This is a genomic window from Kitasatospora sp. NPDC048296, from assembly GCF_043201815.1.
Taxonomy (GTDB): domain Bacteria; phylum Actinomycetota; class Actinomycetes; order Streptomycetales; family Streptomycetaceae; genus Kitasatospora.
This window is the reverse complement of sequence record NZ_JBICZB010000015.1, coordinates 71,130-95,674: the sequence shown is the minus strand read 5'-3', so window position 1 is coordinate 95,674 and position 24,545 is coordinate 71,130. Positions and strand designations below refer to the sequence as shown.

Genomic DNA, 24,545 nt, shown 5'->3' with positions numbered 1-24,545 from the left:
GGGGGGGGGGGGTTGTGGGGGGGGGGCCGCGGGGGGCGTCCACACGGCCCCGGGGTCTGGGGGGGGGGGCGACCGCCCCGGGGGGGCCCGGGGGGGGGGCGGGGGGGGGGGGGGGCGCCCCCCCCGCCGGGGGTGCTCCGAGTGGCTGTGGCTCCTACTTGGTCGGGGTCGCCGAGGGCGAGAGCGAGGCACTCGGGGTACTGCTCGGCCCGGCGGACGGGGTGGTGCTGGGGGTGCCGCTCGGCGTGGGCGTCGGGCAGCCGGGGGTGGTGGGGGAGCCGGACGGGGTGCCCGTCGGGGTGCCGGTCGGCGTGCCCGTGGGGGTCGCCGTCGGGGAGGGGGTGCCGGTCGGCGTGGCGGTGCCGGTGGGCGTCGCGGTCGCCGTCGGGCTCGGGCAGGACGTGGGCGTACCCGTCGGGGTGCCGGTCGGCGTACCCGTGGGGGTCGCCGTCGGGGACGGGGTGCCGGTCGTCGGCGTGGCCGAGGGGCTCGCGGAGGGCGACGGCGAGCCGCTGGGGGTCGGGGTGGTGGTCGGCTGCGGGGCCGTCGTCTGAGTGGGCGTCGGTGTCGGCGTCGGTGTCGGCGTCACTGCCGGCGTGGTCGGCTGCGGCTCGGCGGAGGGCGTGGTCGGCTGGGCACTCGGGGTCGGGGTCGGGCTCGTGGTGCCGGAGCCGGTGGTCCCGGTGGTGCTGCCGCCCGTGCCGAACGGCGGGAGGTACGGCGTGGGCAGCGTGCCCGGCACGGTCGAGGTGCCGGGGAGGTCCGGGACGCTGGTCACCAGGCCGCTGCCGTAGTGGGCCATCCAGTTGCGGACCGTCCGCAGGTACTCCGTGGAGTTGTTGTAGCTGAGGATCGCCCGGTCGAGCTGGGCCGGGTCGGAGAGGTCGCGGCCGCCCGCGCACAGGTAGCGGGCTGCGGTCTCGGCGGCGTCGAAGATGTTGTTCGGGTCGGCCTTGCCCTTGCCGGTGGTATCCACGCCCCAGGAGGCCCAGGTGGACGGGATGAACTGCATCGGGCCGACGGCGCGGTCCCAGTGCGAGTCGCCGTCGTAGCGGCCGCCGTCGGTGTCAGGTATCGCGGCGAAGCCGTTGCCGTCCAGCACCGGGCCGAGGATCGGGGTCAGGGTGGTGCCCGAGGCGTCCACCTGGCCGCCGTTGGCCTGGCCGGACTCGACCTGGCCGATCCCCGCCAGCAGCTGCCAGGGCAGGTGGCAGCCGGGCGTGCGCTGGGCGAGGGAGGCCTCCGCCTGCTTGTAGGCGGCGAAGACGGTGGCGGGCAGCGAGGCCCCGGTGGCCGCGAACGGACCGGCCGAGGGCAGGCCGGGCAGCGTGCCGGGCGGCTGGGGCAGTTGGACGGTGCCGCCGCCGTCGGCCGGGCGGCCGGTGCCGGGGGCGGCGGCCGTCGGGCCGCCGAACGGCGAGGCCGGGGTGCCGGAATCGTCGGCGGCCTGTGCGGTGGCGCCGCCCTGAGTCGGGTTGGTGTCGGCGGCTGCGACCGGGGCGAGCCCGATGCCCGACACCTGAGAGCCGGTCAGCGCGGCCAGTGCGGCGAGCGTCGCCGCCGTCCCCGTGACCCGCTTGCCGAGCCGCACCTTCTGCCCGCCCTGAGCGCTGCCGAACCTCGCCGCCATCAGTTGCCCCTCCCCATCGCCGTCCGGACCATCCCGGAACGGTTGAGCCCTCGTCATCGTGCCCGCCCGCCGCTCGGCGGCAGCCGCCGCCGCCGCGACGATTAGTATCACGACGATCTGACAGGGACAGGATGGCCGGGAGGCGACCTGGCGCCCTCCGAGAGGCGAACGCGGCACTTCAGCGGGGGTCCGGCGGGCCCGAACCGCTGTTGCGGAAACCGCCGCGCACCCGATCGGAATCCGCCGCACTCCTGATCTGCCCTACTGCTGAAGGGAGTTGACCGTGAGCCCCACAGCTGGGGCCCGGGCGCCCCGGCGCCCGGGGCGGCGGTTCGAAGTGCGGGGGTGGTACGTGGGCGTCGCGTCGGGCTCCCCGGCGGCGCCCGTGGTTGACCGCTCTGACCAGCCAGGATGTCCGGCGCCGGCCCCGGCGACCCCTAGCAGGGCGGGTCGGTCGACACCAGGGGGCCTCCCCAACTCGGCCCTGGAAGGATGACGTTCAGATGAAAGTGGGCATGCCAGGAAATGCCGTCCGGCATGCTGAGCCGCGTGACCATGTGGATGGAGGCCGAAACCGTGAGCGCGAACCTGCCGGAGACCGTCGCTGAAGGAACGGTTGTCCTGCCGGCACCCCCCAGGGTGGTGGACGACCTGGCCCGTGACCTGACCCAGGCCGCCGCCGCCGTCCGGGCGGTGTCCCGGTCCGGCCGTTCCACCGGCGGGGACGTCGCGGTCGCCGCCTACACCGCGGTGGTGTGCACCGGCCGTTCGGCCGCCCGTGCGCTGGAGGAGGCGGCCGCCTGGTGCCGCCAGGCCCCGGACGCCGAGGTCCACTCGCTGGCCTGGGCCCGGGTGCCGGGGCACCGGGAGGACGTCCACGAGTACCGGGTCACCATGGCCGTCAGCTTCCCCGACGACGAGACCGGCGAGCACCCCGGCGACACCCATCACGCCTGCCGCTGAGTCCTGCGGTGCTCTGCGGCCGGAGAGCTGAGGCCCGAGTATTGAGGCCGTATCATCGGCCCATGGGTGATGGGGGCACGAACGACATGGTCGACGGTGGCGCAGCGGCGGAATCGGCCAACGGCACCGCGGGGGGCGTCACTTCGACCGCCGCGGCCGACGGCGGTCCGCGCGAGCTGTCGCGGGCCGCCGCCGTCGGGGCCACCGTGCTGGCCGTCCTGTGCGGCTGCGCGGTGTTGCTGGCCATGTTCCACTGGCTGGGCTGGAGCGTGCCCGGTGTGGGCTGGATCGTCGCCAAGGCCGGGATCAAGCTGGCTGTCGGCGGCTTCGCCGGGCTGGCGGTGGCCGTCGCCTGGGTCCGGACCAAGCTGCGTTCACGTTTCGGGAATTCCGGGAGCTGACCTCTCGGCGGCTCAACCCGCCTGCGGCGAAGGGCAGGTGAGGTCGTGCTCGGGCGCCTTGCCGTCCAGCAGGTAGCGCTCGACCGTGTCGGTGACGCAGGGATCGGAACCCGGGTACTGACCGTGGTTGCCGTTCCCGGTGACGGTGACCAGCTTGGAAGTGCGCAGCGCGCGGTGCGCGCCGAGCGCCGCCTCGTAGTACGTCGCCGGGTCGTGCAGCGAGTTGAGCATCAGCACCGGGGGCAGCTGGGCGCCGGTGACCTTGACCTTGGGTGCCGGGTCCGTCGGCCAGGCCGCGCAGACCGAGCTGAAGGCGAGCGTACGGGCGCCGAGCAGCGGGTAGCGGGCGGTGTTCTGCGCACCGCGCTCGATCCAGGTGTCCATGTCCTTGGTCCACGGGGTGTCGCCGCACGTCACCGAGAAGTACTCGGCGAGGAACTCCGGGCTGAGGTACTGGCCGAACAGCTGGCGGGCCGTCTGCTTGGCGGACGGATCGGCGCCCGGCCAGTCGTCCAGGGCGGTCAGGGCCCGGGCGAGGGCCGGGAAGGCCTTGTCGCTGTAGATCGCGCTGATCGTGCCGTTGTCCAGCTGGTTGGGGCCGAGCGTCAACGACCCGTCGGTGATGGGCTGGTCGTGCAGGGCGGCGCGGCGCTGCTCCCAGTGCGCCTTGACCTCCTCCGGGGTCGAGCCCCAGTGGTACGTGGCGTCCCGGGCCGCCATCCAGGGCAGGAAGTCCTCCTCGAAGCGCCGCTGGAAGCTCATCGGCTGGCCCAGCTCGAACTGCTCCCAGGTGCCCTCGAAGCCGATGTTGCTGTCCAGCACCATCCGCTCGACCCGGTGGGGGAAGAGCGTGCCGTAGTAGGCGCCGATCATGGTGGCGTAGGAGGCGCCGTAGTAGCTGATCTTCTTCTCGCCGAGCAGGGAGCGGAACAGGTCCATGTCGTGGACGGTCTGCTCGGTGGTCAGGTAGGGCAGCAGATCGCCGCTGTGCTCCTCGCAACCGGCGACCAGCTTCCGTGAGTTGGCGATGACCCGGTCGATCGCCTCGGGGGACTGGTCCCGGTAGTCCCCGGCCAGGAACTCCTGGAACTCCTCCGGACTCTGGCACTGGGCATGGGTGCTCCGGCCGACACCGCGCTGGTCGAAGCTGACGATGTCGTAGGCGGCGGCGACCGCGGGGGCGCCCTGGGCGAGGTCCATCGGCCGCAGCAGGCCCTGCCCGCCGGGGCCGCCCGCAGCCTCCATCAGCGTTCCCTTCCGCTTCGCCGGGTCGGCGACGCGGTGCCGGGAGACGGCGATGGTCAGGTCGGCCCCGACGCCGGGGTGGTGCCAGTCGCGCGGGACGGCCATGGTGGCGCAGTCGAGCGCCGGCTGCCCCCCGCAGGGCTGCCAGTTGAGGGTCTGGTGGGCGTAGCGGGCGGGCGCGGGCTCGGCGTCGCCCGGGTTGCGGCCGGAGTCGGCGTTGGCGGCGGCGGGCAGGGCGAGCGAGGCCAGGACCGCGGTCGCGACGACGGCGGCCGCGCGACGGGTGCGGGATGCGGTGGTGTTCACGGGAACGATCCTGTCCGACACGGCTTCTGACGGGCGATGATGCTGGACACCATCTTTGGGGTGGTGCTGGGTACACCCGTCTTCCTGGAGGGACGTACCCAGCGGTCGGCGCCTCGGCGGCCGGTTCCTGAACGGTCGGCGTCCCGGTGTCCGGCGTCTCAGTAGCCGACGGTGAAGCGGGCGCGCCGGTGGGCCGGGTTCTCCGCCTCGTCGAGCAGCGCGATGGCGAGGTCCTCCATGGAGATGGCCGAGTCGCCCTCGGCGTCGACCAGCAGCTCGTCCAGGCCGAGCCGGAAGCGGCCGGTGCGCACACCCGGTTCGAGCAGGGCGGCCGGGCTCAGGTACGTCCAGTCGACCTTCCCGTCCGCGCGGTAGAGGTCCAGCTGCTCGTTGCAGGCCAGCGCGATCGGCCGGATCTCGTCGGGGAGGCCGGGGGACTCCGCCAGGACGGTGCCGTCGCTGCCCGGGACGGTCAGGCTGCCCGCGCCGCCGACCGCGATCAGACGCACGCCGGTACCGGCCAGGCCGTCCAGCAGGCCCCGGGTGGCGGTGATCAGCTCGTGCTCGCTGCCGGGCGCGGGACGGGTGGCGGTGATCACCAGGTCCTGCCCGGCGGCGATCCGGGAGACGTCCGCCGGGTCGCGGGCGTCGCCGACGGCGAGGGCGACGGAGGACGGCAGGCCGTGCGGCTTGGCCGGGTCCCGTACGACGGCGGTGACCTCGTGGCCGCGGGCGAGTGCCTCGGCCACAACGCGGCTGCCGACGTTGCCGGTGGCACCGAACACGGTGATGCGCATGAGGGTTTCTCCTTGGACTGAACGTTGGACCTTTGGACCTTTGGAACTGAGGGACTGAGGAACTGCTGGATCCTCGGCGGTGCGGGGTCAGGCGGTTTCGCGTACCGGCTGCGCGTCGGCCCCCTGCTCCGTGGCGGGTGCGGGCTCAGGCGCGGGCGTGGCCGTGCGGGGCCGCTGGGTCTGGGCGACGATCAGCGAGCCGAGCACGACCACCGCGCCGAGCGCCTGGAGCGGGCTGAGGTCCTGGTCGAGCGCCAGCCAGCCGGTCACGGTGGCGACCACCGGGCTGAGCAGGGAGAGGAAGGACAGCGAGGTCGGTGGCAGGGCGCGCAGTCCGCGGAACCACATCGCGTAGGTGAGGGCCGCGCCGATCAGGCAGAGGTAGGCGTAGCCGAGCACGTTGTCGGTGGTGTAGTGGGTGGGCGGGGCGCCCTCGGTCAGCAGGGTGACCGGCACCAGCAGCAAGCCGCCGGCGGTGAGCTGCCAGCCGGTGGTGGCCAGCAGTGGGGCGGGGGAGACCCAGCGCTTGGAGAGGACGACGCCGAAGGCCATCACCACCGCGCCGCCCAGTGCGGCGAACACGCCGATCGCGTCCAGCCGGGCGTTGGCGCGCAGCACCAGCAGACTGACGCCCGCCACGCCGGCGATGCCGGACAGCACCGTACGCAGCGTGAGCCGGTCGCTGAGCAGCGCGGCCGAGAGTGCGGCGGTGATCAGCGGTTGGACGGCGCCGACGGTGGCCGCGATCCCGCCGGGCAGGCGGTAGGCGGCGATGAACAGCAGGGCCTGGAAGCCCCCGATGTTGAGTGCGCCGAGGACCAGCGCGCGCCACCACCAGTCGCCCTTGGGCAGGGTGCGGGTGAGGGCGATCAGCAGCAGTCCGGCGGGCAGGCAGCGGATGACGGCTGCCAGCAGCGGTCGGTGGGGCGGGAGCATTTCGGTGGTGACGAGGTAGGTCGTCCCCCAGATGGCGGGGGCCAGGGCCGTCACCAGCACCATGGCGAGGCGATTTCTTAGCACTAAGCCAATGTATCTCAGCGCTAAGGCATCTTTCATCGGAAGCGACCGGTGGCGTGGCTCACAGTTACCTCACCGCTAAGAAATCTCCTGGGCATCCCCTACCCTGAACCCGTGGCAGATCATGTGGACCGCGTAGTAGCGCAATGGGCCGCCGAGCGGCCTGAGCTGGACACCTCCCCGATGGAGGTGTTCGGCCGGCTCAAGCGCCTCTACCGCCTGGTGGACGCGGAGCTCAACCGCACCTTCGCCGAACACGGCCTGGACGCGGCCTCCTTCGACGTCCTCGCCACCCTCAAACGCAGCGGCCCGCCCTACCGCCTCACCCCCACCGGTCTGATGCAGTCCGCCATGGTCACCTCCGGCGCCATCACCCAGCGCCTGGACCGCCTGGAGGCGCGGGAACTGGTCACCCGCACCCGCAGCGACCAGGACGGCCGCAGCCGCGACGTCGAACTCACCCCCGAGGGCCACGCCCTGATCGACCGCGCCCTGCCCGACCACGTCGCCAATGAGCACCAGATGCTGGCCGGCCTCGACGAGGCGCAGAAGGCCGCGCTCATCGACGCGATGCGCGCCCTGCTCGCGGACCTCGGCGACAGCTCCGGCTGACCGCCGGATTAACCGCTTGCCGGCCCGGCCGCCCTCCCCTTGGATGGCGGCCATGGACGACCCGATCTGGCAGGCCCTGTCCACCGATGCCCGGCGCACGGTGGACGAGCACCTCGCCGCCTCGCGCCCTGTGCACGCGATCAAGGCGATCCGCGACGCGTCGCCGGATCCGGTGCCCGGGCTGCCCGCCCGCATGGACGTGATCACGGTCCGGCGGGTGGAGCTCGGCCTGGACGGTCGCGGACCGACCCCGCCGGCGGACTCGGCGGGCCTGGTCGCCATGGCCGGGGCGCTGCCGGAGCGCGTCGAGTCGATTCGCGCCGAGTGGGACGGCGACACCTTCGGCTGGTGCGTGGGCCTACGGGCGGTGACCGCCGGGCACTCGGGCGGATACGTGCTCGCGACGATCCGTCACGGCGGCGACATCCGGATCTTCAACGGCGAGGTCCCGCCCTGGCCCGAGGAGGTCGAGGTGGAGTCCGTCGGCCGGGAGGTGGCCGCCCGGCTGGGCGTGCCGTTCCACTTCGCCCGGGAAGGCGGGCCCGGGCGTCCGGCTACTGGTTGACCGCCACCGCCTTGAAGAAGGTGTAGTGCAGCGTCCCGCCGGGCTCGGCCGCGCGGCGCAGGTCCGCGATGCCGTGGTCGAAGGCCTCCGGGGTGGTCAGCCCGGAGGCCAGCGCCTCCGCCCGGACGGCCTCGACCATCGCGACGAAGGTCCGCAGCGTGAAGCCCTCCACCAGCGCCGGGCAGCCGCCGTCCGCGTAGGCCGTACGGGGGCGGACCGTGACGTCCGCGAAGCCGGCGGCGGTCAGCAGCGGGTACAGCCGACGCCCGATCAGCGCGTCGCCGCCCGCCTCGGCCTGGAGCCGGACCAGGTGGTCGACGGTACGGCGGGCCGGCGCGCTCTCCGGGTGGAAGAGGGCTGAGCCGTGGTCGCCCTCGATCACGGTGATCGTCCCGCCCGGCCGGAGCACCCGGCGCAGCGCCGTCAGACCGGCGGCCGGGTCCGGCAGGTGCTCCAGCACGAAGCACAGGAAGACGTGGTCGAACGCGCCGTCGGCGAAGGGCAGTCGGTGCAGGTCGCCGTGGTGCCAGGCGACCTGGGCGGCGGGCGCCTCGGCCGCCACCCGGGCCCGGGCCTGGGACAGCGAGTCCGCCGAGAGGTCCACCGCCGTCAGCAGCACCCCGGGGCTCCCGGCCAGCAGGTGCACCGTCTGCGCCCCCACCCCGCAGCCCGCCTCCAGCACCCGGCTGCCCGCCGGGTAGGCCGTGCCCGCGTGAAGCAGCTCCGCGAGGGTGTCGGCCTGGTCGCCGAGGCGCTGTGCCTCGGTGTCGGAGTAGCCGTGGACGTAGTGGGTGCGGTGTGTGCTCGTTCGGGTGGTCATGGCTCCACCCTCGCGCCAGTATGGACCGGTGAACAGGTCCAAAGGTGAGGCGGTCGACAGGTCCAAAGAGCTCGGCGCCGACTTCCTCCAGCTCGACGCGGCCGACGCCCCGCCCGGCGGCCTCACCCAGTGGCTCGCACGTCGACTGCGCGAGGCCGTCGCCGACGGTCGCCTCCCGGCGGGCACCCGGCTCCCCGCCACCCGAGTGCTGGCGGTCGAACTCGGCGTCTCCCGAGGGGTGGTGACCGACGCCTACCGTCGGCTCGCCGAGGCCGGGCAGGTCGCGGGGCGGGGGAGGGGCGGCACGGTGGTGGTCGCGGGCCCGGTCCCCGCCGCCGCACCGCCCGCACCCCGCCCCGCGCCCGTCATCTTCCGAGCGGACCCCGACCCCGAGGTCTTCGACCACCTGCGCGCCGCCCCCGCCCGGATCGACCTCACCCCCGGCGTCCCGGACCTGGCCGCCTTCCCGCGCGGCGCCTGGCTGCGCGCCGAGCGGGCCGTCCTCGACGGCCTCGCCGCCCACCACCTCGGCTACGGCGACGTCCGGGGCGCGCCCGCCCTGCGCGAGGCCGTCGCCCACTGGCTCGCCCGCAACCGGGGCATCCGGGCCGACCCCGAGGAGGTGCTCGTCGTCGCCGGGACGGCCCAGGCCCTCGCCCTGCTCGGCCGCGCCCTCGGGCACCTGGGCATCACCGAGGCCGCGGTCGAGGACCCGGGCTCGCTCGGCGCCCGCCAACAGCTCGCCCACTGGCTCGCCGCCACCCCGCCCGTGCCTGTCGACGCGCAGGGCATCCGGGTCGACGCCCTGCGAGCCACCGGCGCCCCGGCCGTCCTGCTCACCCCCGCCCACCAGTACCCGACCGGCGTCGTCCTCGGCGGCGACCGGCGTCGCGAACTCCTCGGCTGGGCGGGCGAGGGCGGGCTCGTCATCGAGGACGACTACGACGCCGAACACCGCTACGACCGCCCGCCCGTCCCTGCCCTCCGGGCCGCCCTGCCGGACCAGGTCTGCTACGCGGGCAGCATCTCCAAACTGCTCGCCCCCGCCTTGCGCACCGGCTGGCTGCTGGTGCCCCCGCGCCTGCGCGACGCCGTCCTGGACGCCAAACGCTTCGCCGACCTCGGAAACCCGGTGCTGCCCCAGCTGGTGCTGGCGCGGCTGATGGAATCCGGTGAACTCGACCGCCACCTGCGGCTGTTGCGCCGCCGCCACCGCCGCCGTCGGGACGCCGTGATCGCCGCCATCCGTACCCATCTGCCCGGTGCCACGGTGCACGGTGCTGCCGCGGGCCTGCACCTGATGCTGACCCTGCCGGAGGAACTCGGCTGCAGCGACACCGAGTTGGCCGCGGCGGCGCTCGCGGCGGGCGTGAAGGTGCAGCCGCTGTCCTGGCATGCCCGGCTCCGCTACCCGCCGGGCCTGGTCCTCGGCTACGCGGCGGTCTCGCCGGGTGAGATCGAGGAAGGAGTGGCGGTACTGGGGCAGTTGGTCCGGCGCGCGGGGTAGCCGGGCTTCCGTGGGGGTGGCGGCGGGTTCCGTGCCGTTGACCCGAAGCCGTACCCGTACCCGGGGGCGGGCCGGCGTCAGTACCCGGATGTCCCGCCGATCGACCGTGTGATCACCCCGGGTGCTGCCAGTGCGGGCAGTCGCGGCGTTTCCCGGGCTGCCGGACAGCCGATCCCTGGGTACGCTGGCGAACCGTAGGCCGCTGCTCACCCTGGAGGCATGATGGCCCCGTTCCGGCGTGTTGCCCAGCTCGGGTCGGTGCTGCTGGTGCTGGGGGCCGCACTCGGGCCGGTCCCGGCCGGGTCGACGACGCGTAGCGGCGCGCTCCCCGCCGAGAGGACCACAACGGTGATCAGCCAGGACCAGGACTCCCGGCAGCTCGCCGGACGCCGGATCGTACTCTCCTACCCGGGCTCGACGCCGCCGCCCGGAGTGCTCCAGGCCATCCGGGAGGGCCGGGCCGCCGGGGTGATCCTGTTCCGCGACAACGTCACATCGCAACTCGCAGAGGTGGTCACCCAGTTGAAGCAGGCGGCGGCCGAGGCGCCACACCCGCGCCCGCTGCTGCTGATGACCGACCAGGAGGGCGGCAAGGTCCGCCGCCTGCCCGGCGCGCCCGAACTCTCCGCCCGCGGCACCGGATCGGCCCCCGACCCGCTCGCCGCCGCCGTGGACTCCGGCACCGGCGCCGCCGCGACGCTCACCGGCGCCGGGCTGAACGTCAACCTCGCGCCGGTGCTCGACGTCTACGACACCCCGGACAACTTCATCGACCACTTCGAGCGCTCCTACGGACAGGACCCTGACCGGGTAGGTGAGTTGGGCAGCGCCTTCCTCACCGCCCAGCAAGGCGGCGGGGTCGCCGCGACCGCCAAGCACTTCCCCGGTCTCGGCTCCGCCGCCCAGAACGAGAACACCGACCTCCGCCCGGTCACCCTCCCCGTCCCGCTGGCCCAGCTCCGCACCCGCGGCGAAGCCCCGTACCGAGCCGCCATCGCGGCGGGCGTGCGTCTGGTGATGGCCTCCTGGGCGATCTACCCGGCCCTCGACCCCGACCACCCGGCCGGCTTGTCACCCACCGTCATCCAGGGCGAACTCCGCGACCGCCTGGGCTTCGACGGCGTCACCATCACCGATGCCCTCGAAGCCGGCGCCCTCACCCCCTTCGGTGACACCGGCACCCGCGCCGTCACCGCCGCCGCGGCCGGCATGGACCTGCTGCTCTGCTCCGACCGCGACCCGCAACAGGCCGAGGACGCCACCGCCGCCCTCGCCGCCGCCCTCGATTCCGGCCGCCTCGACCGCGCGGCGTTCGCGGAGGCCGTCACCCGCGTGGACGCCCTGAGGGACGCGCTGCGCTGATTCAGGGGTGACCCGCGCCCCGCCGCTCACCCGGGGTGGCGGCAGCACCGCCGGTCGACGGTGGCAGCGGGAGAGGCGAGGCGGCACCCGAACGGCGGAGCCGGACCGTGGCCCGGTCCTGCTCCGCCGACAGCCGGGCACGCCCGGGCCGGCTACTGGTCGAGCAGGGTGCGCAGGTCGATGAGGCGGTAGCCGCGGGCGCGGGCGGCGTCGATGATGCGGGGGAGGGCCTCGGCGTCGAGGCAGGTGTCGGGGCCGCCCTCGTCGGTGGCGCCGACGTGGAGTTGGAGCACGGCGCCCGGGGTGAGGGCGGCGAGGGCTCGGTCGACGGCGCGGTCGGTGGTCATGCCGTGCCCGGGGCCGAGGTAGCCGTTGGTGTCGGTGGTGAATTCCAGGTCCGCGTAGCCGAGCCCGTTGACGGTCTCGATGGCCTGTGGGGTGGTCGCGCTGTACGGGAAGCGGAAGAACGGCAGCGGGTCGGCGTCGGCGGCGCGGCGGATGGCGTTGGCGGCGCGGCGCACCTCGGCACGGGCCTGGTCGGGGGTGAGGGTGGTGAAGTCGGGGTGGCTGTAGGAGTGGTTGCCGAGGCCGTGTCCTGCGGCGGCGATGGCGCGGACGGCGCCGGGGTGCCGGTCGGCGAAGTCGCCGGTGGGGAAGAAGACGGCCGGGGCGGCGCGGTCGCGCAGGACGGCGAGGACGGTGTCGAGCCCGGTTTCGTTCCAGGCGGCGTTGAAGGTCAGGGCGAGGACGCGCTCCTCGGTCGGGATCCGGCGGATCTCGGCGCCGAGCAGCGGCTCGGGGGCCGGGGCGAAGCCGAGGAGCGAGGCGAGGGCGGCCAGGGCCGCGACGGCGGTGCGGAGGCGGTTCACCCCGGGTTCAACGCGGCGACGTCCGGGATGGTGCGGATGTTCGTCCGTTCGGATTGGAACGCGCCATCGAAGGTCAAGTTTCGGTCCGGTCGCTAGTTCAAAGGCGAAATGGCGCCTAGGGATTGGAATCTCATGGCAAAGTCTTGGTCATGGCACGGATGAAATATCACATGTGCCACATTGCATGTTCTCGATCCATTCCTCACACCCTCCGAAGGGGGAGTTCATGAACCGCATCAAGCAGATCGCTGCGGGCGCAGTCGGTGCCGCCGCGCTGCTCGCGACGCCCGTGCCGGCGCTCGCCGCCGTGCCGCAGGCCACCGTGGCCACGGTCACGACCTGCGGCTGGTCCGGTCTGCAGGCCGGGTTGTCCACCAAGGTGTGCGCGGAGGTGACCGGCGACAGCGTCGTGCTGTACGGGCAGATCGGGCTGGCCGGGCCGCCTTCGCCGGGGACGCCGTGGCCGCCGGCGCCGCAGGAGCTGGTCACCAGGCTGTCGGCCGAGGTCATCGGCGGCGGCTCGCTCGGTGCGGTGTCCGGACGCACCGTCTTCTCGACCAGCACGGTACGGGTGGACGGCATCAGGGCCACCGTGCCGTGCGGCTCGGTCGTGCACGCCTCCTTCGCCGTGGAGAAGAGCTTCCAGGGTCCGGCCCCGGTCGCCCTGGATCTGCCTGTAGTCTGCTGACGGCTCGTCACCCTGACTGCCGAGCCCGGGAGTTGGCAGCGTCCCGGGCTCGGCCCCGGCCTGTCGGGAATCCGGCCGCGGTGTGGGGGAGGTCACCTCTTGCTGTGAGGACTTGAAGAAATCTTCATCTGTCGCGATGATGCCTACCGGCCGCGGCACGGACCCCGCCCGGTCGAACGACCACCGAGCCGGATCCGAGAAAGGGAGCGGACGATGCCGGTCCCGCTGTACCAGGCCAAGGCGGAGTTCTTCCGCACCCTCGGCCACCCGGTCCGGATCCGGGTGCTGGAGCTGCTCCAGGACGGCCCCCGGCCGGTGCGCGAGCTGTTGGCGGAGATCGAGGTCGAGCCGTCCAACCTCTCCCAGCAGCTCGCGGTGCTGCGCCGCACCCAGCTGGTCACGGCCACCCGCGAGGGCAACACGGTGGTGTACGCGCTCAGCACCCCGGACGTCGCCGACCTGCTGCGCGCGGCACGTCGGATCCTGACCGAGCTGATCACCGACCAGGGCGCGCTGCTGACCGAGCTGCGTGCGACCGGCGGCCGGTCGCACCGTTGAGTCCGCAGCCCGCACCCGCGTCAGCGCCCGCGCCCGACCCGACCGGCCGACCCGAGGAGACCCGCACCATGAGCGACAGTGCCGGTGACAGCACGAGTGAGGAGAAGCGCCGCCGCAAGGCGATGCTGATCCGCGCGGGCATCTACGTCTTCGCCACCCACCTGTTCGCGGGCTTCGTCCTGCTGCTGTTCGCGCTCGGCAACCGCAAGTAGGGGCGCTCGCGCGTAGCGGCCGTCACGAGGACCGCGGTGGGGCTCAGCGCGGCTGTGCGTCCGGCACCAGGTAACGCTCGCTGGTGCTGGTCCAGGCGTGCACGCCGGCGACCAGCTCCCGGGTGCCGTCCAGGTACCAGCGCCCCGCCGGGTGGCGGCGGCCCAGCTCGCGGCGCAGCTCCTCGTTCTCCTGCCGCAGTCGGGAGACCCGGGCACGCACCGCGCGGACGGCGCGGCTACGGGTGCAGCCGCGGACCCGTTGCAGGGTGAGGACGGTGTTGAAGGCGGCGGCGCTCTGGCGTTCCTCCCGCTCCAGTGAGTAGAGGTCGTTGATCAGCGTGGCCGCGTCGGCGGTGTTGGCGCGCAGGCGGTGCAGTGCGGGCTCCGCGTGCAGGGCGGCGGGGGCGTCGGCGCCGTGGACCCGTTCCAGTATGTTCATGAACGGGTAGGCGCAGCTGCCGTGGCGGCGCAGCCGCATGGTGTCCGTGAGGCTCAGGCCGAGCGCGGGGACGGTGCCGCGGGAGCGGTGTTCGGCCTCGGCGGTGAAGGTCGCCAGGCAGGCCCGCCACTCGCGGGCGGCCCGGGCACGCCAGGCGGGGGACATCGTCTCGGTCTGGCGGTCCCAGAGTTCCCGCCAGGCGGTGAGGAGCCGGTCGTCGGCGGTGCCGGCGGGGGCGCTGCTGTCGAGGACGGTGATCAGCGGGTCGACCAGGGCGCGGGCCTGGGTGGGGCGGCGTCCGGGCGGGCCGTCGAAGCGGTCGTCCAGGATGGTGAACCAGCCGAGCATGTCGACCAACAGATCCAGCTCGCCGCCCCGGGTGGTCGGGAAGGCGAGGCCGATCAGCTCATGCAGTGCGTAGGCCCGGTAGCCGGGCAGTTCGGCCGGGGTGAGCAGGCCGTGGTGGACCGCCCAGTCGGCATGCCGGTCGGCGGAGGCGTGCAGCTCGGCGGGCGGGCGGCGCCGGGCGGGAGCGGCCGGAGCGGCTGCGGCGCCCGCGAAGGGGCAACCGCCGGCCGCCGGCCGCTCGGCTCCTGCTGCACCCGCCGCGCCCGACGAGGCCGCCGCGCCCGACGAGGCCGCCGCGCCCGACGAGGCCACCGCGCCCGACGAGGCCACCGAGGCCGCCGGAGCTGTCGAGGCGCCCGCCAGGGCGGCCGTAGTACCCACCGAGTCCGCCGAGCGCGGCGCGAGCCGCACCCGCAGCCCCTGTGCCTGGACCGTCGTCCACACCACCTCCCGGGCCCGCGCCCCCGGCACCGCGACCGGCCGCCAGCGGCGCAGGATCGCCGCTGCCGCGACGGTCAGCTCGGCCCAGGCGAAGGCCTCCCCGATGCACTTGTGCTTGCCCGCCCCGAACGGCAGGAAGGACGGCCGCCCGGCTCCGCCGCCGTCCTGCCAGCGCTCGGGCCGGAAGGCGAGCGGCTCGGGGTGGCGGACCGGGTCGCGGTGCAGGGCGGTGAGGCTGTAGAGCAGTTCGGTGCCCGCCGGGATGCCGTACGGGCCGAGCTCGACCGGCACCTGGGCGGTGCGCATCAGGAAGGCGTTGGGCGCGTGCAGCCGCACCACCTCCTGGGTGACGCTGCGGGTGTAGCTGAGCCGGGCGAGCGCCTCCGGGGTGGGGGCGGTTCCGGCGGGCAGGTGCTCGTCGAGTTCGGCGAGGAGGCGGGCCTCGACTTCGGGGTGGCGCAGGAGTTCGTCCAGCAGCCAGGTCAGGGTGGTGGAGACGGTCTCCGTCCCGGCGCCGAACATGGTGATCGCCTCGGAGCGGACGTCGGCCTCGGTGAGCGGACGGCCGGTGGTCGGGTCGGTGGCGGCCCGCAGCAGGGCGGGCAGGCTGCCCCGTCGTTCGGCCCGGTCCTGCGAACCGGCAGGGCCCGAGCGGCCGTTGACGGCCTGGTCGACGACCCGGTTGAGCACCCGGACGGCGGCGTCGAAGCGCCGGTTGACGGGCAGCGGCAGCCGGGCGAGCGCCGGGTGCGGGTACAGGGACTGGACGATCTGGCCCTTCACCAGGTCCGGCAGCGCCCGGTGGAAGGCGAGGGTGGCGTCCTCGCTGAGCCGGGCGTCGAACAGTGAGCGGGTGACGATCTCCAGCGCCAGGTGGTTCATCTCCTTGGCCACGTCGAGGACTTGGCCGGGCTGCCAACGTCCGGTGCGCTCCTCGGTGACCTGGTGCATGACGGTCAGGTACTCGGCCATCCGGTCCGAGCCGAAGGCGGGCTGGATGATCCGGCGGCGGTCGCGGTGGGCCTGGCCCTCGGACATCAGCAGGCCGTCGCCGAAGGCCGTCTTCAGGGTGTCCTGGACGGCGCCGCGCGGACAGTCGTAGGCGAGCGCGACCAGCAGGGTGTGGACCAGCCGGGCGTCGGTGACCACGCAGACGGTGCGCGGCCCGAGCCGGATGCGGACCACACCGCCGTAGCGGGACAGGGAACCGAGGAAGCCGAGCGGGTCGCGCAGCAGGGCGGCGGCGTGGCCGAGGCCGGGGAGCGCGCCGGGGGCGAGCGGGGGGACGGCCGAGCGGGTCGTGGGGGTGGGGGGCGGCGCGGTTCTCGGCGGGACGATCCGTTTCCGGGCCTCTGTCAGCATGGCGTCTGTCGGCAGGGCCATGACACTACCTCTCATCGAAGGGGACGGTGCGGCGGTACCGGGGGAGGGCACCGGCGGGCCGGCCGAGAACCGGGGGACCGGTGAGCGCGAGCCCGCGTGCGCCACTGTGGGAGGGCGCACGTCATGGGAAACGCGCCGGTCCCACAGGCGTTGCGCCGAGCGCGGGTGGATCACTCCAACGGTCGAATGGTCCTAGGTGCCACCGATCCGCCCGAAGGACACGTCTGACCTGCGGGGACTTTACCGCCCCCGAGGCCTGTGGAGGGCCCAGGGGGCAGGGTCTTTGGACCCTCGCCGCCCGGTCGGGCGACGGCCAACATGGTAGGCGGAGAAGGAGGAACCTGATGCCCCGTCTGCGCCACCGGCCCGCCCTCGACGTCCGGGTGGAGATCCGCGGTGAGCTGCCGCGCGAGGACGCCGAGTACGCCCGGGCCCAGACGCACGATACCGCCGCCGTCCTCGGTCCCGACGCCCGCGCGCTGCGCCTGCGGCTCACCCGCACCCGCGACCGCTCGCTCACCCGGCCCGCGCTCGCCCAGGCGGGCGTGCAGCTGGCCGCCCTGGGCCCGGTCCGGGTGCAGCTGGCCACCGGCACCGCCCGGGAGGCCGTCGACCTGGTGCTCGGCACACTGGTCGGTCGGGCCGTCCGGCTGCGCGAGCAGGGCGACATCGGCCTCGCCGCCGTGTACGAGAGCGCCTACCGCCCGCAGTACGCCGACCGTCCGCTGGCCGAGCGGCGGATCGCCCGGCGCAAGACGGTCGTGCTCGCCCGCCGGACGCCCGAACAGGCCGCGCGCGACCTCCTGACGCTGGACCGGCGGTTCCACCTGTTCGCGGACGCCGTGACCGGACGGGACAGCCTGGTGCACCGCTGCCCGCTGAGCGGCGCGGTGGAACGGTGGAGCCCGGACACCGACCCGGCGCCCCCGCTCGGCCTCGCCGAGGCGGCCCGCCGGCTCTGGCTCACCGGCCGCCCCTTCGTCTGCCACACCGACTCCGGTGACGGCCGTGCCCGGGTGCTCTACCGGCGCTATGACGGCCACTACGGCCTGATAACGCCGGTGTCGGAGCGCCGCAGCGGGGCAGGAACTCCCTCGGCACAGGACTGATCAGAGAGATTTTACCGACCCAAGACCCAAGACCCAAGACTCCACCGACGCCACGACAGGGGACCGTGACCATGGACTGCGACGACGAGGTCATGCTGACCGTGCGGATCACCGCCGCCGAGCGGGCGCTGCTGCGGGACCTCGCACGCGGCCACGGCGGCGACGTCTCCGAGGTGGCGGTCGACGGCCTGCTGGAGGTCGTCCCGGCGCTGCACGACGACGCCTCCGTCCTGCCGTTGCTGCGGGTCCTCGCCCGGCCCGCGCCCTGCGCGGTGACCCTCTGGCTGCCCGCCCCGGTGGCGGACCTGCTGCCGCTGCTGGGCGAGCGGCTGGCGCGCACCGGCGGGCCGGCGGCCGGACCGGCCAGCGCGGCGCTCTCCGCGGCCCTGCGGCTCTGGCTCGCCGGGGACCGCGCCGTGCTCGCCGCCGGGTTGGCCCGGCTGCACGGCGGCCTCGGGGCCGCTGTGGCGCCGACGGCCGCGCCGGCACGGATCACGGTCGCGGCCTGACCGGTCCCGGCGCAGGACTGGTCGTCATATTCCGGGCGAAGCCGGCATGTTCTGGGCGGAAACCTGCCTGGTCAGAGCTCGTGCCGCCACCCGGTGACAGGTCTCGCATTCCGTCTCGGCCGACGGATTCACCGGCCCGGGGCCTCCGGCCGGGTGGCCGCCACCACCCCGTGCCGGGGAGCGCTTACCCCCCGATTGCGCTCCTCGGCACTTTCCGCGTTCGTGCGCTCGCCGCCTCGGCGTTCTCCCGTCCTCGCGCGGTCCCCGCCCCGGCGCTTCGAACGCGCCGAAGAATTTCGCAAGAGGTTTCTGTTATTCCCGGTCGCCCCAGTCGCTCTCCGGAGTGTCGGAAGGTCCGGGCGTCCCTCACCACGGGGCGCGCGGGCCGTCGCACGAGGAAAGGAACGCGATGGGACACCGGAGCAGCGAACTCCATCGGCGCAGGCGCCGCCGGCTCACCCGCAGGAGCACCCTGGTCGCCGTGGCGGTGGCGGCCGGACTGATCGCGGGCACACTGGGTCTGCGCACCGCGCTGGAGCCGGCGGCCGTGCACAGCGCGGTCGCGGCGGCGGACGCCCCGGCGGACCGGGCCGACGCGGTCTCGGACGGTGGCGACGACGGTGCCCCCGGGCAGACCGGCACGGCCGAGGGCGCGACCAAGGCGCCCGCCCCGAAGCGGGACGAGAAGGCCGCCCCACCCAAGGCGATACCCAAGGACCAGCCCGAACGCGGCCTGGTCTACGCGGGGTTGAGCCTGCCGACCAGCGACCGCTGTGGCAACATGCTGGAGGTCACCGGCAGCACCCAGTGCAGCCACGGCCCGGACGTGCCGCCCAAGGACGTGGACATCCACAAGGACGTCCAGCCGGTGGCCGCCCCGGTGGCCCAGGCGGCCGCGCTGACCCCGCCGACGAACGCCCAACCGCCCGCCGCAGCCGACCTGTTGAAGGGCGGCGCGCCCGTCCTCGACGCGACCCAGAAGGCGCTGCTGAGCGACTCCGGCGCCGCGGGCGCCCCGCAGGGCGCCCCCTCCCAGGCCCCGGCCGCCGGCTCGGGCCTGGTCTGCGAGGGTGACGGCAGCAGCGGCAACCGCGTCCAGGTGGTGTACGTGCACACCCCGGGCAACGACCGCTTCGCCCAGTACCTGCCCTCGTTCAAGAAGTGGGCCGCGGACGTCGACGTCATCTACGACGCCAGCGCCCAGGAGACCGGCGGCGACCGGCACGTCCGCTTCGTCACCGAACCCGACTGCACCGCCTCGGTGTTGAACGTCCAGATCTCCGATTCCGAGATCCAGGACTTCAACGCGAGCAACCAGGCCCTCGCCGCGCAGGGGTTCAACCGCAAGGACCGCAAGTACATGATGTTCACCGATGCCAAGGTGTACTGCGGCATCGGCACCTTCGCCGGCGACGAGCGCCCCGGCCAGGACAACTTCAGCAACTTCGGCCCCTCGTACGGTCGCACCGACGCCGGTTGCTGGGGCGGCCACACCGCCGCGCACGAACTCGGCCACAACCTGGGCGCGGTGAACAACAGTGCGCCCGACTCCAGCAAGGCCGGGCACTGTACGGACACCTGGGACCTGATGTGCTACTCGGACGCCCCCTACTACCCGAAGATGCGGGTCGTCTGCCCGGACCGCGCCCATGACGACCGGCTCGACTGCAGCAAGGACGACTACTTCAACACCGCGCCCAAGCCCGGAAGTTACCTGTCCACGCACTGGAACGTCGCCAACAACCGCTTCCTCATCGCGGGCAACGGCACCGGTCCGAACCCGAACCCCACGCCCACGCCCACCCCGACGGCTACGGGATCGCCCACCCGCACGCCCTCGCCGTCCCCGACGCCCACCGGCAGCCCCACCGCGACACCGACCGGGTCGCCGTCGCCGACCGCGACCCCGACCACCGGCGGCGGCAGCGCTCCTGAGGTGACGTCCAGTCAGATCACCCAGAACTCGGTGATGCTGAGCTGGAACGCCGTCCCGGCCGCGGCCGGCTACGACGTCCTGCTGAACGGCCAGACCATCGGCACCGTCCGCTCGACCGTGGTCGGCGTGGTCCGGCTGGCGCCCGGCACCTCCTACACCGTGGCCGTCGCCGTTCGCGACGCGGCCGGGGCGGTCTCCAAGCCCGGTCGCTCCGCCACCTTCCGCACCCTCGCCGACGCGGGCCACCCGCAGCCCGGCACCCACTACACCCTGGTCAACGGCCTCACCGGCCAGGCCGCCGACCTGTGGGGCAGCTCGATGAACGACGGCACCGTGGCCATCGCCTACCAGCGCACCGGCTACGCCAACCAGAAGTGGGCCTTCGAGGACGCCGGTGACGGTGCCGTGCGGATCAAGTCCGCCCGCTCCGGCAAGTGCCTGCAGCTCGGCGGTACGGCCGTCGCCGGGCAGTACGTGGCGCAGCAGCCGTGTGCCGACAACGCCGCGCAGAAGTGGCAACTGGGCGCCACCGACGGCGGTTTCACTGTCACCGCGGCCGGTTCCACCCTGGTGCTCGGACTCAGCGACCGTTGGTACTACGGTGGTTGGCTGCTGGAGCTGCAGCAGCCGAACGGCCGGCCGTACCAGAGCTGGTCGCTGCTGAAGACCTCGTAAGCACGCTCGAACCCGCGCAACACGGGTGCGGCCGCAGTCACCACCCGACGGCGGCCGCACCCGGCGTCCACGGCTCAAAGCACTACGGCTCAAAGAACCACCGCTCAAAGAACCACCGCTCAAAGCGCCACTGCTCCAAGCGCCCTCACCCCATACCGCCCGAGGAATGCCCGCCATGCGAACCCGCTCGCTCCTCGCCGCCCTCGCCCTCTCCGTCGCGGCCGTCCTGCCCGCCGCCGCACCCGCCGCCGCCCACGGCGACTCCGTCCACCTGGACGTCACCGGCCAGCAGAACGGCCACGTCAGCACTGTCGCGACCTGGGAGAACGACCACGACCCGGTCACCGAGGAGTTCGCCGGCACGCTCTCGGCGACCGCCGCCGACGGCCGCGCCGTCGGCCCCTGGCGCCTGGTCGCCGTCCCGGGCCGGCCGGGGACGTACACCACCCGCGAGCTGCTCCCGGCCGGGCACTGGCGGGTGACCGTCGACTGCGCGTTCCCCTCCCTCGGCCACGGTGAGCGCGAACTCGACGTCGAGGCGGCGGCGATCAGCGACCCGGCACCGCTGGGCCTGAGCACCGAGGCCGCGCCGACCCCCGTGACGGCGGCGGCCACCACCGGCACCCCCGCCCACGAGACCACCGACGACGCCACAACCTGGGCCGCCATCGGCACCGCCACCGCGGCCGTCCTGCTGGTCGCCACCGGGTTCTGGCTCCGCCGCCGCGCGCGCGGCTGATCGCGGAGGCCTACTTCACGGCCTCGCCGGACTTCGCCCAGTTGTCGTGCAGGCGGTCCAGATAGGACTGCGCCTGCGGGCCGATCTTGACGCCCCGGGCGAAGGCCAGCATGTTGCCCGCGCCGGCGTTGTAGCCGAGGGCGAGCAGCTCGTTCTTGTTCAACGGCGCGCTCGGCCGGGCGGGCAGCTGCCCGGAGAGGTCGTGCAGGTGCCAGGCGGCGGCCTGGATCGCCAGGTTGCGGTCGTCCGGCAGCTCCTCCCATTGGCGGGAGGCGAACGGGCGGCCGGGCTTGGTGTCGTCGAAGGCGGCCCGGTGCATGTTGGCGATGCCGAAGGAGGCGTCGGGCTTGTTGCGCTGCCAGGCCCGTTCGAGGTCCGGGTCGTGCGGCTTGTACGACTCGTTGTAGAGGATCGCCATCAGCAGCTGCGGATCGACCCCGGCCTCCGCGGCGTACTGGCGCACCGGCGCCGCGTAGTCGGCCGGGTCGTAGCGGCCGGAGGGCTTGGACGGCGCGGCGGAGGGTGCCCCGGCGGACGGCGCACCGGACGGGACCGCGGCCGCTCCGCCCGCGGTGGCGGAGGCGGACGGCGGGGAGGACGCCGTGGTGTCGTGCCCGCCCCCGCGGACGATGCCCCACCCGGCCGCGACCAGGACGCCGATCACGAGCCAGCGCCCCCAGCGCGACCCTTTCTGCTCCTCGCTCACCGCTTCCGGCCCCTCCCCGTCCGCTCGCATTCCCGTTCGATCGCTGTACAGTCGATCGTGCCCCGCGGCAGGCCTATTCGGCGGGCTTCTGGTCCCCGTCGAGGTTGCGCAGGAAGTCCTTCGCCTTCTCGACGCCGGTGTCGATCTGCCCGCTGTACTTGCCGTCCGTGTGGTCGTCGATCACGTCGCCGACCTTCTCCAGGCCCTGCCCGAGCACGTCGCTGTGCTCACGGGCGAGGTCGGTGGCCCGGCCCGCGAGGTTCTTCAGACTCTCAAACATGGTGACGCTCTGCTCCTCTGACGCGTTCCTGTTGGTGTGCCGACGTGGCGGGGATCATGGTCATCCTAACGACGGCCCACCGGGCGGTTCGCCCCTGCCGAACGGCGGCGGGTGACTTTGCTGAAATGGGTTTGTAAGCTCCAGCCCAACCTCTACAGGTCTGTAGAAGTTGGGACCGCCGCAGGACGGAAGGCGTCCCGGCACGTGCGGTGGCGTGGTCGCGCCGCCGCAGCCGAAACGATCGAGGGAAGTGCGCATGGCCGGCCAGCGGGCGAGAACGCCGTACCAGGACGCGGGACCGCGCACCGAGGACCGCGCCGTGCCCGCCCAGCGCTCCCGTCCTGCCGGCGGCCGGGGGGCCGCCCGGGCCCGGGACGTCCGCGCCCAGCGCGCCGGGGCCTCGCGTCGCAGGCAGCAGGCCCGTCGGCGCGGCGGACTGCTCGCGGCTCTGGTGGCGGTCGGGCTGCCGCTGCTCGGCGGGATCGCGGACGAGCTGGGCGGCCCCGGCGTGGGCATCCTCTTCACGGTCGGTGCGGTGCTCGGTACGGCCGCCGCGGCCGCGCTGTGCAGCCGGACCGGCCGGTGGTGGGTGGTCACCGCCACTCCGATCGTGGTGCTGCTCACGGCCGCGGGCGTCGAGTACCTGTCGAACCCTGACAAGTACCAGGGCAAGGGCCTCGGCACCGGCGCGGTGCGCTGGGTGGTCGGGGCGTTCCCGGTGATGGCGGAGGCGGTGGCCGCCGCGCTGCTGGTCATCGTCATCCGGACCGTGCTCGACCGCCGCCGACCCGGCGGGGCCGCAGCCCCGAGCGGAAGGAGCCGCCGTGGCTGAGCGCGGCAACCGCCCCCGCCCCCGCGGCCGGACCCCGCGCCGCGGCGCCCCGTCGCTGACCGTGGCCGGTCGCACCCTGGCCTGTACCGTGTCCGCCGCCGTGCTCGGCACCAGCGGCTTCACCTGGTACGAGTACCGCAGCCTGGACGACGGCATGATCAAGTCCACCGCGCTGAGCGAGGCCAAGAAGAACGCGCCGCCGCACCTGGACAAGTCCGTCAACCTGCTGCTGATCGGCCTGGACAGCCGCAAGGACATGGACGGCAACGACCTGCCCAAGCAGTTCGTCGAGGACGAACTGCACGCGGGCTCCAGCGAGATCGGCGGCTACAACACCAACGCCCTGATCGTGCTGCACATCCCGGCCAACGGCGGCAAGGTCACCGCGCTGTCCGTCCCGCGCGACGACTACGTGCAGACCGCCGGCGCCGACGGCAGGATGCACAAGATCAAGGAGGCCTACGGCATCGCCAAGGAGGCCGCCGAGGCGAAGCTCGCCGGCAAGGGTCTGTCCAAGGCGGAACTGGAGCGGCAGAGCCGCGAGGCCGGGCGCTCGGCCACCATCCAGACCGTGCAGAGCTTCCTGGACGTCCCGATCGACCACTTCGCGGAAGTCAACCTGATCGGCTTCTACGACATCGCCAAGGCCGTCGAACCGATCCAGGTCTGCCTCAACCACCCGGTCGACGATCCGATCATCGCCCGCACCGCCACCCACGAGGGCGGCGGCACCGGCCTCAAACTGCCCGCCGGGGTCAGCTCGCTCAACGCCGCCCAGGCGCTGTCCTTCGTCCGTCAGCGCCACCACCTCACCAACGGCGACCTCGACCGCACCCACCGGCAGCAGGCGTTCATCTCCTCCGTCGAGTACCGGCTCAAGCAGCAGGGCGTCCTCAACGACTTCGGGCAGATGCAGAAGCTGTTCGGGGTGATCAAGAAGGACGTCGTCATCGACAACGAGTGGAACATCCTCGACTTCGCCCAGCAGGCGCCCAACCTCACCGGCGGCAACGTCGAGTTCAACACCCTGCCGATCGCCGGCTTCAAGACCATCGGCGGGCAGGAGGTCAACACCGTCAACCCGGACCTGATCAAGAAGATCGTCCGGCAGCTGTTCAACCGCGAACCGGCGCCCGCGGTCCCGGCCGGAGCCCCGAGCGAGGCCCCCGGCGAGACGGCCACCGCAACGCCCTCGCCCAGCGCCGCGCCCAAGTCCGTGGTGGACGTCAACGCGGTGGCCGGCGCGGGCGCTGCCTCCGCCGAATCCAAGGCGCTGGTCGAACTCGGCTACCAGGCGGGCCGGATCGGGGACGCACCGGCGAGGACCCGGGCAACGACGGTGACGTACGGCAGCGGCGCCAAGGCCGACGCCCAGCAGATCGCGGCCCGCTACGGGGTCACCGCCGTCCCGTCCTACGCCGTCGCGGCGGGGCACGTCGTGGTCACGCTCGCCGCCGGCCGGACGCCGACTCCCACCCCGACGACCCCCACCGCGGGAGCCTCGGCCTCGGCGGACGGCTCCACCGACCCGGCCGCGGGCCTGCCGATGCAGGGGCCGGCGGTGAAGGCGGGCGGGATTCCCTGCGTGGACTGAGT

General features: G+C 73.8%; 24 protein-coding genes. 15 read left to right on the top strand and 9 right to left on the bottom strand.

The genetic code is table 11. From position 1 onward, the window contains the following. Positions 1-154: 154 nt before the first annotated feature. Positions 155-1,630 (bottom strand): lytic murein transglycosylase, encoded by a 1,476-nt coding sequence (locus ACGF12_RS12310; protein WP_393028231.1) that lies wholly within the window; start codon positions 1,628-1,630, stop codon positions 155-157. A gap of 576 nt (positions 1,631-2,206) precedes the next feature. On the opposite strand from ACGF12_RS12310, the gene ACGF12_RS12305 reads away from it, so the two are divergent. Further along, positions 2,207-2,593, top strand: coding sequence for a hypothetical protein (locus ACGF12_RS12305; RefSeq protein ID WP_393028230.1), 387 nt, complete (start codon positions 2,207-2,209; stop codon positions 2,591-2,593). A gap of 62 nt (positions 2,594-2,655) precedes the next feature. Beyond that, positions 2,656-2,994 carry a hypothetical protein gene (locus ACGF12_RS12300; RefSeq protein WP_393028229.1) on the top strand — a complete coding sequence of 113 codons (339 nt, stop codon included), beginning with the start codon at positions 2,656-2,658 and terminating at the stop codon, positions 2,992-2,994. A gap of 12 nt (positions 2,995-3,006) precedes the next feature. Here ACGF12_RS12300 and ACGF12_RS12295 read toward each other — a convergent pair whose 3' ends face one another. From ACGF12_RS12295 to ACGF12_RS12285, 3 genes are all read right to left on the bottom strand, one after another. Then, positions 3,007-4,545: an alpha/beta hydrolase gene (locus tag ACGF12_RS12295; protein ID WP_393028228.1), complete on the bottom strand. Its 1,539-nt coding sequence runs from the start codon at positions 4,543-4,545 to the stop codon at positions 3,007-3,009. Between the two features lie 158 nt (positions 4,546-4,703). Beyond that, positions 4,704-5,342, bottom strand: a complete 639-nt coding sequence (locus ACGF12_RS12290) for an NAD(P)-dependent oxidoreductase (RefSeq protein ID WP_393028227.1) — start codon at positions 5,340-5,342, stop codon at positions 4,704-4,706. Positions 5,343-5,429: 87 nt separating this feature from the next. Further along, entirely contained in the window at positions 5,430-6,362 is a 933-nt protein-coding gene (locus tag ACGF12_RS12285; protein WP_393028226.1) for an EamA family transporter, read from the bottom strand. A gap of 111 nt (positions 6,363-6,473) precedes the next feature. Between ACGF12_RS12285 and ACGF12_RS12280 the strand changes: the two genes are divergently transcribed. Beyond that, positions 6,474-6,971: a MarR family winged helix-turn-helix transcriptional regulator gene (locus tag ACGF12_RS12280; protein ID WP_393028225.1), complete on the top strand. Its 498-nt coding sequence runs from the start codon at positions 6,474-6,476 to the stop codon at positions 6,969-6,971. A gap of 52 nt (positions 6,972-7,023) precedes the next feature. Then, a complete protein-coding gene (locus tag ACGF12_RS12275; protein ID WP_393028224.1) occupies positions 7,024-7,536 on the top strand; it encodes a hypothetical protein in 513 nt (170 codons plus the stop codon). Here the strand turns inward: ACGF12_RS12275 and ACGF12_RS12270 are convergent. Then, positions 7,526-8,356 carry a methyltransferase domain-containing protein gene (locus ACGF12_RS12270; protein ID WP_393028223.1) on the bottom strand — a complete coding sequence of 277 codons (831 nt, stop codon included), beginning with the start codon at positions 8,354-8,356 and terminating at the stop codon, positions 7,526-7,528. The genes ACGF12_RS12275 and ACGF12_RS12270 overlap by 11 nt on opposite strands. A 28-nt stretch (positions 8,357-8,384) precedes the next feature. On the opposite strand from ACGF12_RS12270, the gene ACGF12_RS12265 reads away from it, so the two are divergent. Continuing rightward, positions 8,385-9,863 carry a PLP-dependent aminotransferase family protein gene (locus ACGF12_RS12265; RefSeq protein WP_393028222.1) on the top strand — a complete coding sequence of 493 codons (1,479 nt, stop codon included), beginning with the start codon at positions 8,385-8,387 and terminating at the stop codon, positions 9,861-9,863. Between the two features lie 219 nt (positions 9,864-10,082). Then, the gene (locus ACGF12_RS12260) at positions 10,083-11,225 is read left to right on the top strand and encodes a glycoside hydrolase family 3 N-terminal domain-containing protein (protein WP_393028221.1); all 1,143 of its coding nucleotides are present in this window, start codon (positions 10,083-10,085) and stop codon (positions 11,223-11,225) included. A gap of 152 nt (positions 11,226-11,377) precedes the next feature. On the opposite strand, the gene ACGF12_RS12255 is transcribed toward ACGF12_RS12260, so the two are convergent. Then, on the bottom strand, positions 11,378-12,094 hold the full coding sequence (locus ACGF12_RS12255) for a polysaccharide deacetylase family protein (RefSeq protein ID WP_393028220.1): 717 nt from the start codon (positions 12,092-12,094) through the stop codon (positions 11,378-11,380). A 226-nt stretch (positions 12,095-12,320) separates the two neighbouring features. Between ACGF12_RS12255 and ACGF12_RS12250 the strand changes: the two genes are divergently transcribed. The 3 genes from ACGF12_RS12250 (at position 12,321) to ACGF12_RS12240 (ending at position 13,552) form a co-directional block, all read left to right on the top strand. After that, complete coding sequence (locus tag ACGF12_RS12250; RefSeq protein ID WP_393028219.1) at positions 12,321-12,782, top strand: hypothetical protein; 462 nt, start codon at positions 12,321-12,323, stop codon at positions 12,780-12,782. A 213-nt stretch (positions 12,783-12,995) separates the two neighbouring features. Continuing rightward, on the top strand, positions 12,996-13,340 hold the full coding sequence (locus ACGF12_RS12245) for an ArsR/SmtB family transcription factor (protein WP_393028218.1): 345 nt from the start codon (positions 12,996-12,998) through the stop codon (positions 13,338-13,340). Between the two features lie 68 nt (positions 13,341-13,408). Further along, on the top strand, positions 13,409-13,552 hold the full coding sequence (locus tag ACGF12_RS12240) for a DUF6126 family protein (protein WP_393028217.1): 144 nt from the start codon (positions 13,409-13,411) through the stop codon (positions 13,550-13,552). Positions 13,553-13,595: 43 nt separating this feature from the next. Here ACGF12_RS12240 and ACGF12_RS12235 read toward each other — a convergent pair whose 3' ends face one another. Continuing rightward, positions 13,596-16,163, bottom strand: coding sequence for a cytochrome P450 (locus ACGF12_RS12235; RefSeq protein WP_393028216.1), 2,568 nt, complete (start codon positions 16,161-16,163; stop codon positions 13,596-13,598). Positions 16,164-16,507: 344 nt separating this feature from the next. Between ACGF12_RS12235 and ACGF12_RS12230 the strand changes: the two genes are divergently transcribed. The 4 genes from ACGF12_RS12230 to ACGF12_RS12215 all read left to right on the top strand — a co-directional run bounded on the left by ACGF12_RS12230 (position 16,508) and on the right by ACGF12_RS12215 (position 21,131). Further along, positions 16,508-17,272: a sigma 54 modulation/S30EA ribosomal C-terminal domain-containing protein gene (locus ACGF12_RS12230; protein ID WP_393028215.1), complete on the top strand. Its 765-nt coding sequence runs from the start codon at positions 16,508-16,510 to the stop codon at positions 17,270-17,272. A gap of 71 nt (positions 17,273-17,343) precedes the next feature. Beyond that, positions 17,344-17,781 carry a hypothetical protein gene (locus ACGF12_RS12225; RefSeq protein WP_393028214.1) on the top strand — a complete coding sequence of 146 codons (438 nt, stop codon included), beginning with the start codon at positions 17,344-17,346 and terminating at the stop codon, positions 17,779-17,781. A gap of 409 nt (positions 17,782-18,190) precedes the next feature. Further along, entirely contained in the window at positions 18,191-20,392 is a 2,202-nt protein-coding gene (locus tag ACGF12_RS12220) for an RICIN domain-containing protein (RefSeq protein ID WP_393028213.1), read from the top strand. A gap of 175 nt (positions 20,393-20,567) precedes the next feature. Next, on the top strand, positions 20,568-21,131 hold the full coding sequence (locus ACGF12_RS12215) for a hypothetical protein (protein WP_393028212.1): 564 nt from the start codon (positions 20,568-20,570) through the stop codon (positions 21,129-21,131). Positions 21,132-21,141: 10 nt separating this feature from the next. On the opposite strand, the gene ACGF12_RS12210 is transcribed toward ACGF12_RS12215, so the two are convergent. Together ACGF12_RS12210 and ACGF12_RS12205 are read right to left on the bottom strand one after the other, a co-directional pair. Beyond that, complete coding sequence (locus ACGF12_RS12210) at positions 21,142-21,837, bottom strand: transglycosylase SLT domain-containing protein (protein WP_393028211.1); 696 nt, start codon at positions 21,835-21,837, stop codon at positions 21,142-21,144. A gap of 73 nt (positions 21,838-21,910) precedes the next feature. After that, the gene (locus tag ACGF12_RS12205) at positions 21,911-22,117 is read right to left on the bottom strand and encodes an antitoxin (RefSeq protein WP_387625292.1); all 207 of its coding nucleotides are present in this window, start codon (positions 22,115-22,117) and stop codon (positions 21,911-21,913) included. 256 nt (positions 22,118-22,373) lie between these two features. Between ACGF12_RS12205 and ACGF12_RS12200 the strand changes: the two genes are divergently transcribed. After that, entirely contained in the window at positions 22,374-22,949 is a 576-nt protein-coding gene (locus tag ACGF12_RS12200; protein ID WP_393028210.1) for a DUF6542 domain-containing protein, read from the top strand. After that, entirely contained in the window at positions 22,942-24,543 is a 1,602-nt protein-coding gene (locus ACGF12_RS12195; RefSeq protein ID WP_393028209.1) for an LCP family protein, read from the top strand. The genes ACGF12_RS12200 and ACGF12_RS12195 overlap by 8 nt, the downstream gene beginning before the upstream one ends. The last annotated feature ends 2 nt before the right edge of the window (positions 24,544-24,545 follow it).